At 63.9% G+C, this 9,714-nt stretch carries 10 protein-coding genes; 4 read left to right on the top strand and 6 right to left on the bottom strand.

Going from position 1 to position 9,714, the window contains the following annotated elements:
- Nucleotides 1-276 precede the first annotated feature (276 nt).
- The gene (locus ACZIRK_RS36615) at nucleotides 277-1,326 is read right to left on the bottom strand and encodes a TorF family putative porin (RefSeq protein WP_130226837.1); all 1,050 of its coding nucleotides are present in this window, start codon (nucleotides 1,324-1,326) and stop codon (nucleotides 277-279) included.
- Between the two features lie 375 nt (nucleotides 1,327-1,701).
- Between ACZIRK_RS36615 and ACZIRK_RS36610 the strand changes: the two genes are divergently transcribed.
- Entirely contained in the window at nucleotides 1,702-2,127 is a 426-nt protein-coding gene (locus ACZIRK_RS36610; RefSeq protein ID WP_165435288.1) for a hypothetical protein, read from the top strand.
- A gap of 164 nt (nucleotides 2,128-2,291) precedes the next feature.
- On the opposite strand, the gene glcF is transcribed toward ACZIRK_RS36610, so the two are convergent.
- Nucleotides 2,292-3,605, bottom strand: a complete 1,314-nt coding sequence (gene glcF, locus ACZIRK_RS36605) for a glycolate oxidase subunit GlcF (RefSeq protein WP_130226839.1) — start codon at nucleotides 3,603-3,605, stop codon at nucleotides 2,292-2,294.
- Entirely contained in the window at nucleotides 3,602-4,840 is a 1,239-nt protein-coding gene (locus ACZIRK_RS36600; RefSeq protein ID WP_130226840.1) for an FAD-binding protein, read from the bottom strand. Before ACZIRK_RS36600 ends, glcF begins: the two co-directional genes overlap by 4 nt.
- A gap of 278 nt (nucleotides 4,841-5,118) precedes the next feature.
- Here ACZIRK_RS36600 and ACZIRK_RS36595 point away from each other — a divergent pair, with 278 nt between their 5' ends.
- Nucleotides 5,119-5,454 carry a putative quinol monooxygenase gene (locus tag ACZIRK_RS36595; RefSeq protein ID WP_028166968.1) on the top strand — a complete coding sequence of 112 codons (336 nt, stop codon included), beginning with the start codon at nucleotides 5,119-5,121 and terminating at the stop codon, nucleotides 5,452-5,454.
- Nucleotides 5,455-5,813: 359 nt separating this feature from the next.
- On the opposite strand, the gene ACZIRK_RS36590 is transcribed toward ACZIRK_RS36595, so the two are convergent.
- Nucleotides 5,814-7,307 carry an FAD-linked oxidase C-terminal domain-containing protein gene (locus ACZIRK_RS36590; RefSeq protein ID WP_130226841.1) on the bottom strand — a complete coding sequence of 498 codons (1,494 nt, stop codon included), beginning with the start codon at nucleotides 7,305-7,307 and terminating at the stop codon, nucleotides 5,814-5,816.
- A gap of 224 nt (nucleotides 7,308-7,531) precedes the next feature.
- Here ACZIRK_RS36590 and cycA point away from each other — a divergent pair, with 224 nt between their 5' ends.
- Complete coding sequence (gene cycA / locus ACZIRK_RS36585; RefSeq protein ID WP_028166970.1) at nucleotides 7,532-7,930, top strand: cytochrome c-550 CycA; 399 nt, start codon at nucleotides 7,532-7,534, stop codon at nucleotides 7,928-7,930.
- Between the two features lie 74 nt (nucleotides 7,931-8,004).
- Here cycA and ACZIRK_RS36580 read toward each other — a convergent pair whose 3' ends face one another.
- A complete protein-coding gene (locus tag ACZIRK_RS36580; protein ID WP_130226842.1) occupies nucleotides 8,005-8,961 on the bottom strand; it encodes an alpha/beta fold hydrolase in 957 nt (318 codons plus the stop codon).
- Nucleotides 8,962-9,229: 268 nt separating this feature from the next.
- On the opposite strand from ACZIRK_RS36580, the gene ACZIRK_RS36575 reads away from it, so the two are divergent.
- The gene (locus tag ACZIRK_RS36575; protein WP_028166972.1) at nucleotides 9,230-9,409 is read left to right on the top strand and encodes a hypothetical protein; all 180 of its coding nucleotides are present in this window, start codon (nucleotides 9,230-9,232) and stop codon (nucleotides 9,407-9,409) included.
- A gap of 33 nt (nucleotides 9,410-9,442) precedes the next feature.
- Here ACZIRK_RS36575 and ACZIRK_RS36570 read toward each other — a convergent pair whose 3' ends face one another.
- The gene (locus tag ACZIRK_RS36570; protein WP_130226843.1) at nucleotides 9,443-9,691 is read right to left on the bottom strand and encodes a hypothetical protein; all 249 of its coding nucleotides are present in this window, start codon (nucleotides 9,689-9,691) and stop codon (nucleotides 9,443-9,445) included.
- Nucleotides 9,692-9,714 lie beyond the last annotated feature (23 nt).

Below are 9,714 nucleotides of genomic sequence, written 5' to 3'. Positions count from 1 at the left end.
CCAGAATGCGGCGGACCGCTTCGAGCTTGAACTCTCGGCTGAAAACACGGGGAGATTTGTTGGGCATACGTTCTCCGTTAGAGAACTGTCCCTAATTTCCCGTGTCTCACTTTTGGGGGGCACTCCACTACCGGCGGTCCCGGGTTACGCTGGCGCTCCACCCGGGCTACGAGGCTACAGGACGCAGTTGGCCCTGCTCGCGCAGCACGCGCCGCCCCGCTAAATGAAAAGGGCGGCGGATCGCTCCGCCGCCCTCTTGATCCACGTGTATGGAACTTACTTCAGGTTCGAGATCGCGGTCAGGTCAGCCGAGAGCTTGGCGATACCCGTGGCGCCGCACCAGTTGGAGCTGAAGCCACCCGGGTTGATCGGCGTGAAGCTGCCGTCGAAGCGGGCGGTGTAGTCGCTGGTGAAGGCGTTGCAATCACCCTTCGAGAGGTTGGTGTCGGTGTAGCGCAGATCGAGCGTGAACACCTTGTAGGTGAAGCCGATGCCGATATTCCAGGTGTTGTAGCTCGGCTCCGGGATACCGCCGGGGAACGGTCCGCCGCCAAGCGGGCTGGCAACGGTGGTGCCATAGAAGGAGTCGGAGGTGCCGAGCCACTGCCGACCGAACTCGCCCGAGATGTACATGCCGACGCCGGAAGAACCGAAGATGGTCGAGGGCGCGGTCCACTTGGCGGTGACCGACGCGTAGTTGCCCCAGGCGCCGAGGTTCAGGAAGTTCGGCGAGTAGTACTCGTTGAAGCCAACCGCCCACTGGTCGTTGATGTTGATGTTGAGCTTGGCGTAACCTTCATAGAAGCTCGCGCTCTTCTTGGCGAAGTTGCCGTTGATCGGCAGGCCGCCCGTGATCGGGTCTGAATTGCCGAACGGGCTGGCGGCGCAGCTCGAGTCCGACCCCGGAATGCCGGAGCCCGGGAGCGCGGCGGAATTGAAGCACGAGCCGCCCGGATACAGGTAACCCCAGACACCGAAGTCGAAGGCGAAGATGCCGAAGGTCGGGCGGATACCGCCGTAGATGTCGATCTCGGCAGCGGCGCGGTTCGGGAAGGAGATGCTCTCACCGGCGGCGCCGATGTAGAGCTGCAGGTCCTTGGTGACGTTGTAGCGCGGTTCGAAATAAGCCGCGACCGAAGGCTTATGGTTCGACTGGGTGATGCCGCGGAACACGTAGTCGCTCATCAGTGCAGCGCCGAAGGCGAAATCCCAGGGTTCGAACGCGGGCGGCGGCGGCGCCTTGACGGCCTTCACCGCCATATCGGCAGCCATTGCCGAGCTTGAGAACGTTGCCAGCGCCGTTGCTAACAAGGCCAGTTTCTTCATGAAGGATCCCCACACGTTCAAAAAACAGTCCAGCTCTTCCGGCCCCCGGGGCGAGCGATCACCGACTGCGACCAAAATCCGCAGCCAATCTGGAACGCGACCCCCCTTGTGTTGAAGCAAAAAAGACGAGCATGTGCCGACTTTTTAGGCGTTCTGCCCCTTTTGAAAGAGGTTGTTGACGGGTGTTGCAATCTCACAACAACTTTACCGACTTCCCCTCCTCGTGAAGTGCGCCCGCGCCGCCCAACCGTGGCGGGCTGAGTCTCTTCTGCAACGGTCCGACGAATCATCCCTGTAGCGCTACGATCCATGCGCCTGAAAACGAAAGAGCCGCAGCGGTAAAGCGCTGCGGCTCTTGCGTCAGGTTTGGCTTGGTTGCGTCAGGACGGACTGGATGAGTCCTCCGAGCCTTCCGACCTCTCCGAAGGGCTGGGGGTAGCCCAGCTCGGACCGAGTTCAGGCTCCGGCGCGGGAGTGGGGGCAGCGACCGGGGCCGCCGGCTTGGGAGCTGCAGCTTTCTTTGCCGCGCTCTTCTTGGCAGCCTTCTTCGGCGCGGCCTTTTTGGGCGCCGCCTTCTTGGCGGCTTTTTTCGCGGCCTTCGTTACCGACTTCTTCGCGGTCTTCTTGGCAGCCTTCTTGGCAGATTTCTTCGCGGCCTTCTTGGCGACCTTCTTCGCAGACTTCTTCGCCGCTACCGCCTTCTTAACCTTCTTGGCCTTTTTCCCCTTCTTACCCTTCTTCGCTTTAGCCATCGTGATCCTCCTGTTGCCGCTGATTCAGTCTGTCGAGCGCTTCGAATAGTCCGCTTGCCCGGATCAGGATCGTGCTTGTTCGAAGCACCTCCCGCCCCGTCCTTGGTCGTGCATGGCCTCCGCGCAAACGCGTGCGCCTGTCGTGGAGAAAACCGCTACCCGCATCGCCCCAACACGGCCCCCGGGTCCGGTTCATGCTCGATAGGCAATCGATCAATTCACCCCTGGCCGAGGACCTCCTGTCGCCCAATCGAGAAGCTCAATCGTGTGCACCACAGGAACTGACGTACCGCTGGCAATCTGAACCATGCAGCCAATATTGCCCGCAGCGATCATGTCCGGCTTGATTGTCGCGAGGTTGGCGAGCTTCCGATCGCGCAACCTCATCGCAATGTCGGGCTGGAGAATGTTGTAGGTCCCCGCCGAACCGCAACACAAATGGCTCTCCGGCACATCTTTCACCACGAATCCATTCTTGGAAAGCAATACTTTCGGAAGGCCTGTGATTTTCTGCCCGTGCTGCAGCGAACAAGCGGAGTGATAGGCGATGGTGACCTCGTCTTCGAGGCGCGGCGGATCGAGCTCGATGCCGGCCAGATATTCGGTGATGTCCTTTGCCAGCGCGGAGACCTTTGCGGCCGGAGCAGCGAATTCGCGGTCCTCGCGCAGCATGAAACCATAGTCCTTGATCACGGTGCCGCAGCCTGACGTGGTCACCAGGATGGCGTCGAGGCCGCGCTGTTCCGCCTCCCTCCCCCATGCCGTGATGTTGGCCCGGGCGCGCGCGAGCGCATCGCCATCCTGTCCGAGGTGATGGGTCAACGCGCCGCAGCATTGCTCGTCCTTGACCAGCACCACCTCGATGCCGTGGCGGGTCAGTACGTTGACGGCGGCCTTGTTGATGCGCGGCGCGAGCACCTGCTGGGCACACCCCTGCAACAGCGCGACCCGTCCCCGCCGTGTCCCAACCGCCGGAAACACGCTTCCCGATGGCGGGCCCGCCGGCGGCAGATTGGATGGCGCCAGCGCCAGCATCGCCTTGATTCGCCGGAGCAGGCTTGGGGTGGGGTCAGCCTTGGGCGTCAGCAATAGCGCCGCGAACGGACGAGCCAAGCGGGCGAGCACCATGCTGGTGCGGAAGGCGGCGGGTCGCGGCAGCACGAAGCCGAGCACGGAGCGCAGCAGTCGCTCGGTGAACGGCCTCTGATAGTCCCGCTCGATCCTGCCCCGGGCCTGGTCGACGAGATGCATGTAATGCACGCCGGACGGACAGGTGGTCATGCAGGCGAGGCAAGAGAGGCAGCGGTCGATATGCTTGACCACCTCTGCCGTCGGCGGCTTGTCCTTCTCCAGCATCTCCTTGATCAGGTAGATGCGGCCGCGCGGACTATCGAGCTCGTCGCCGAGCAGCACATAGGTCGGGCAGGTCGCGGTGCAGAAGCCGCAATGGACACAGGCGCGCAGGATCTTGTCGGCCTCGGCGATATCGGGATCGGCGAGTTGAGCGAGCGAGAATTCGGTCTTCATGATGCATTCCCCCGCGTCAGTCGGCCGCGGTTGAGGATGTTCTTGGGGTCAAAGCTCTGGCGCACGCGCTCGCTGAGATCGGCGAGCCCGCGCGGCTGCGGATGGAACACGTCGACGGCGCGCCGGACCTCCTCGGATGCGCGGATCAGGGTGGCGTGGCCGCCGGCAGCCTCGATGCGGCCCCTCACCTGCGCGGCCTGCGCATCCGCCTTGGGCGGCACCGCCGCCCAGATCAACCCGCCGCCCCAATCGTAGATCACATCAGCGCCGGTCTCCCGTGCCAGTGCCTGCCCCAGCGCGCCGCCCGAGGCCGGGGGACAGACGATCCGCCATACCGGCCAGGCGCCGAGCGTGCCAGCCGCCGCGAACGGCGCGACGTCGCGCAGCGCGCTCCAGATCGAGAGGGAGGCGGCGTCCTCGATGGTCTCGACCGCGCCGTAGGAGGCGAGCGTCTTGGCGAGGTGGGCCGCACGGTGCGCGGCCGATGCCGCAATCCCCTCGAGCCGCAACAGCGTGACGGCCTGCTCCGGCGCCCCCAGAGCAGCGAGCGCGGCAACGGTCGGCCGGAACGCCGAGTTGGGCAGATGCGCCGCACCGGAGACATCGAAGGGCGAGCCGAGCGCCGCGGTCATGGCACGGCCCGCCGTGACGTCGTCCAGACCGCGCAGGACGAGCGTCCGCTCGGCTTCCGGCTTCGGCATCACCTTCAGCGTCACCTCGGTCATCACCGCCAGCGTTCCCCAGGAACCGCTGAGCAACTTGCAGAGGTCGTAGCCGGTGACGTTCTTCACCACCTTGCCGCCGGTCTTGAAGCTGTCGCCGAAGCCGGAGACGGCATGGGCGCCGAGCAGATGGTCGCGGACACCGCCGGACTTGATCCGGCGCGGCCCGGCGAGCCCCGCCCCGATCATGCCGCCGATGGTGCCGCTCCCTTTGGTGCCGAGCAGCACCGAGGTATCGACCGGCTCGAAGGCGAATTGCTGGTTCTTGGCGTCGATCAGCGACTGCACGTCGGCAAGCGGCGCGCCGGCCTGCACGGTGATGATCAGCTCGTTCGGCTCATAGGAGACGACCGCGTTCAGCGCGGCGAGATCGACCACCGCATTGGTCGCCATCGGATGGCCGATTTCTCGCCTGGAACCGTGGCCGATGATCTCGAGCGGCTGCTCGGCGGCGATCGCCGCCCGGACCACCTGCTCGACGTCTGCAGCATCCCGTACCTTCCTGATGTCCACGCCTACCGCCTTGCCCTTCCACCGCAACCGCTGCTGTTCTTGCCATCCCTTCTATAGGCATCGATGCCGGACACAAGGGCACGATGGTGGAAGATAACGCTTTCGCAGTCGCCCGCCGCCGATCGATTCGGCACGCGATCCCGGCGCCTCCATCCGCTTAGATATTTCGATCACCATCGAAGCGATTTCGAACATCCTTCGCTCGATATCGAATTATCTACGGCGGCAGGAGATGTAGGAAATAGCTTCTACGCAACCCAGTCAAAGGAGCAATGGCTATGGGTCAATATGCAATCGACAAGACCGTGAAAGACGCCGTCGAGGGCGGCGGCTTGCTGGTGGTCGCGCAATGGGAGGCGAAGGAAGGCCAGGCCGACCGGATCGCCGATATCCTGTCGCGCTTCCTGCCCGAGGCGCAGCGCGAGGCGGGTGCAAAGCTGTTCCTGATCTCGCGCGCCAAGGACAATCCGGCGCAGTTCCTGTTCTATGAACTGTTCCGCGACGAGGCCGCCTTCAAGGCGCATCAGGACAGCGCGCATTTCAAGACCTACATCGCCGGCGAAGCGCTGCCGCTATTGGCGAAACGCGAACGCACGCAATACGCGCTGCTGTGATGGTCGATAGTCGCGTGCCGCGGCGCCAATTGCCGCGCCCTCTCCCCTTGTGGGAGAGGGCTACTCCGGCGCGAGCAACGTATTCGCTGGGGTGAGGGATCTTCCCACGAGCACCTGCGCCCGCCGAGAGAACCCCTCATCCGGCGCTTCGCGCCACCTTCTCCCACAAGGGGAGAAGGGAAGAACGCCTTCGCGGCGCCAGTTGATGCGCCCTCTCCCCTTGTGGGAGAGGGCAGCTCCGCTGCCGGCAGCGAGCTCGCTTGGGTGAGGGGTCTCTCCCCACGAACACCTGCGCCCGTGGAAACAAGCCCTCATCTGGCGCTTCGCGCCACCTTCTCCTGCAAGGGGAAAAGGAAAGGCTAGAACCGCGGAATATCCGGAAATGCCAGCTTGCCGCCATGCACGTGCACGCGGCCGAGTTCGGCGCAGCGGTGCAGGGTCGGAAACACCTTGCCGGGGTTGAGCAGGCCTTGCGGATCGAAGGCGCATTTCAGGCGCTGCTGCTGGTTGAGATCGATCTCGGAAAACATTTCCGGCATCAGGTCGCGCTTCTCGATGCCGACGCCATGCTCGCCGGTGAGCACGCCGCCGAGCTCGACGCAGCAGCGCAGGATGTCGGCGCCGAAAGCTTCCGCCCGCTCCATCTCCCCGGGCTTGTTGGCATCATAGAGAATCAGCGGATGGAGGTTGCCGTCGCCGGCGTGAAACACGTTGGCAACGCCAAGCTGGTACTTTTCCGACAGCTCGCGGATGCGCGCCAAGGCCTTCGGCAGCGCGCCGCGTGGGATGGTGCCGTCCATGCAGAGGTAATCGGGCGAGATCCGCCCGACCGCGGGGAAGGCCGCCTTGCGGCCGGCCCAGAACAGGTTGCGCTCGGCTTCCGAATTGGAGATCTGGCAAGTCACCGAGCCACAGCCCTGCGCGATGGTCTCGACCCGCCGGATCAACTCGTCGACCTCGATGCTAGGGCCGTCGAGCTCGATGATCAGGAGCGCCTCGACGTCGAGCGGATAGCCGGCATGGACGAAGGCTTCGGCGGCATGGATCGCCGGCTTGTCCATCATCTCCATGCCTCCAGGGATGATGCCGGCGCCGATGATGCGCGCGACGCATTCGCCGGCGGCCTCGACTTCGGCAAAACCGACCATCAGCGCGCGCGCCGTCTCCGGCTTCTGCAGGATGCGCACGGTGATTTCGGTGATGACGCCGAGCAGGCCCTCCGAGCCCGTGATGATTCCCATGATGTCGTAGCCGGCGTTCTCCGCCGACTTGCCGCCGATGCGCAGGACCTCGCCGTTCATCAGCACGATCTCGCAGCCGAGCACGTTGTTGGTGGTCATGCCGTATTTCAGGCAATGCACGCCGCCGGAATTCTCCGCGACATTGCCGCCGATCGAGCAGGCGATCTGCGATGAGGGATCGGGCGCATAGTAGAAGCCGGCATGCGCCACCGCCTGGCTGATCGCGAGATTGGTGACGCCTGGCTCCGTCACGACGACGCGGTTGTCGAAATCGATCTCGCGGATGCGCTTGAATTTGCCGAGGCCCAGCAGCACGCCGTCCGCCAGCGGCAGCGCGCCGCCGGACAGCGACGTGCCGGAGCCACGCGGCACCACCTTGATGCTCCGCTGATGGCAATATTTCAGGACCTTGGAGACCTGCTCGGTGGTATCGGGCAACACCACGACCATCGGCGGCTGGCGATAGGCCGTGAGGCCGTCCGATTCGTAGGCCAGCATCTCGGCCGCACTGTCGATCACGCCCTCGCCCGGCACGATCGCCCGCAATGCAGCAACGATCTCGCTGCGGCGATTGAGAACCGCCTGATCGGCAGCCGGCATCATGATGGCCATGCGGGTCCCTCCAAGCTTTGCGCTTTATCGGTTTATCCGGGAAAATCAAGCATTTCCGGGCCCAAATGGGAAGCCCGGGCGAAACTTGCCGCCCGCAGATCAAAGTTCTCTCTCGGGCAAGCCTGCCGTCGTGAACACTGTCAAAGTTTCGTCACTTGTCCAATCGAGGCAGGCCTGCCACAAGCGACCCGCCCACCTACCAGGGAAGAAACAAAGAGCACCACATGAAAACATCGATCTTGAGCGCGCTGGCCGTCGTCACCTCAGTGTTCGTTGCGTCGGGCGCGCAGGCGCAGGATGTTGCCGCCGGCAAGACCTCGTTCAACAAGTGCCTCGCCTGCCATGCGATCGGCGAAGGCGCCAAGAACAAGGTCGGCCCCGAGCTCAATGGCATCGACGGCCGCCACTCCGGTACCGCGCCTGACTACAACTATTCGGACGCCAACAAGAACTCCGGCATCACCTGGAACAAGGAACAGTTCCTCGAATACATCAAGGACCCCAAGGCCAAGATTCCCGGCACCAAGATGGCATTCGCCGGCATCAAGAACGAGACGGAAGCCAACAACCTCTGGGCCTTCCTCTCGCAGTTCGACAAGGATGGGAAAATCAAGCAGCAGTAACGCTTCTTGACCGGCTACGGCGCTTGGGCGCGCCGTAGCCGGCCTCTTCACTTCCGACGCGTGAAGCGTTTCTACTATCCTCCCGCCGCAGCACTATGCGGCTTCCTAATCATCTTTTCGATCTCCCGGATCACCAAGCTAGGTGCAGCGTTCTGGATCATGTGGCCGGTGCCCGGCAGCACGATCAGCTTGGCATGCGGCACGGCGGCCGCGAGCGGGCGGGAGTGGATGTCGGTCGACACCGTCTTGTCGGCGTCGCCGCTGATGATGGTGAGGGGCGCCTTGATCATGCCGTAGCGCGGCGCCTGCTCGGCCACCGCTGCCTTCAACGTCACCAGGTCACGCGCGTTGGCGATGAATTCGCGCGGCCGCAGCAAAAGCGGCGTCGCGGTATCTTTTACGAAACCGTCCGGCATGGTCTGCGGCAGGAATACACCGCGCGCGCCCGGGCCGGCGAGCAGGGTACCAAGCGGCAGAGTGATCGTGTAGGCGAACAGCGGGCCGATCACAGGCGTGGCGATCAGTTCGTTATACCTGCCGACGCCGCCCCTCCAGGGATAGGCGACCGGCGCGAGCAGCACGAGGCCGGCTATGCGGTCGGGATCATCGAGCGCCAATCTCAGGCCCAGCGCGCCGCTCCAGGAATGCGCGACCACGACCGCCCGCTCGATGCCGAGCTTCGTCAGCGCCTCCGAGATCATCCGGCCCTGGATAGCAGGCGTGGAGTCGCTGGCCCGTGCGCGGGTGCTCCAGCCATGGCCGGGACGGTCGATCAGGATCACGCGGTGATCTCGGGCGAGGCGCTCGCCGAGCGGGCGGCGCATCACCTCGAGATTGGAGCTTGCGCCGTGCAGCATCACGATCGGTGGCGAGGGCCCCTCGCGCGGGCCGATATCGAGGACATGCAGCACATCGCCTGTCACCTCGATCATCACGCCCTGCGCGGGAAAGGCCCGTTGCACCAGCGCGACGCCTAGCTGCGTGGCTGCGGCCAGCAACGCCAGCGCCGCCACCGCGATCACAATCGTCATCAATGAGGCCCGGTTGATCTGTTGCAGGGGAAATTACGGCGCCCGGCGATGCCGATGTCGTATCGTCAGGCCCCTCCGGTTTTCCACAATGCGTCCAGCCTGTGGATAGCGGGTTCATACCAGCGTCATTACCTATTCCGTAGATTCTCGCCGGCATTCTGCCAAAACACGCGGCTTGATCGAGATGGAACACGGCAAGCCTGTCCACGCAATCCACAGGAACAGGACGCCGCAGCAACAGTTCATAAGGAAATTCGGAGGAGTATCAATGAGTTCCGATCCGTGCGAGACGGCTATCGACCAGATCGTCGCAAGCTGCAATGGTGACCTGCATGGCGCATTGAGGGCGCTGCTGCTGGTCAATGAACAACTCGAGGCCGAGCTGCAACAGCTCTATGCGGCAGCGGCGCGCGACCAGTTCACCCGCAGCGGCAGACTGCTGCATTAAGTAGGGCTCGATCCGGCGCCGTCACTTGAGCCCCTATTTGGGGTTGTCGGCCGGCGGTTGATCCTTTGGGCATTGGCTGATCGTGGAGCGCGCGAGCTTGGCGTCATCGACCGAGTTGTAGGGGCCGTCGGCAAACCAGATGTTCCCGTCGACGATCGGGTTGCTGGTGACGATGTCGCAGGTGTTGGTGGCGCGATTGCCCACCACCCAATAGAGCCCTTCGGCAAGACCGACGGCGGTCGTTGCGACGATCACCGTGCCAGCCAACAGCAAGGATTTCATGGCTTCGCTCCAGGCGGGTTCGA

It is taken from the genome of Bradyrhizobium sp. Leo114, from assembly GCF_055229415.2.
Note: the sequence above shows the minus strand (reverse complement) of the source record. Positions and strands in the feature narration are given on the sequence as shown.

What these genes read in the sequence shown, in the direction of transcription:
- ACZIRK_RS36615 (WP_130226837.1), bottom strand. Translation starts at nt 1,326, where the DNA reads ATGAAGAAACTGGCCTTGTTAGCAACGGCGCTGGCAACGTTCTCAAGC.
- glcF (WP_130226839.1), bottom strand. Translation starts at nt 3,605, where the DNA reads ATGAAGACCGAATTCTCGCTCGCTCAACTCGCCGATCCCGATATCGCC.
- ACZIRK_RS36595 (WP_028166968.1), top strand. Translation starts at nt 5,119, where the DNA reads ATGGGTCAATATGCAATCGACAAGACCGTGAAAGACGCCGTCGAGGGC.
- ACZIRK_RS36590 (WP_130226841.1), bottom strand. Translation starts at nt 7,307, where the DNA reads ATGGCCATCATGATGCCGGCTGCCGATCAGGCGGTTCTCAATCGCCGC.
- cycA (WP_028166970.1), top strand. Translation starts at nt 7,532, where the DNA reads ATGAAAACATCGATCTTGAGCGCGCTGGCCGTCGTCACCTCAGTGTTC.
- ACZIRK_RS36580 (WP_130226842.1), bottom strand. Translation starts at nt 8,961, where the DNA reads ATGACGATTGTGATCGCGGTGGCGGCGCTGGCGTTGCTGGCCGCAGCC.
- ACZIRK_RS36575 (WP_028166972.1), top strand. Translation starts at nt 9,230, where the DNA reads ATGAGTTCCGATCCGTGCGAGACGGCTATCGACCAGATCGTCGCAAGC.
- ACZIRK_RS36570 (WP_130226843.1), bottom strand. Translation starts at nt 9,691, where the DNA reads ATGAAATCCTTGCTGTTGGCTGGCACGGTGATCGTCGCAACGACCGCC.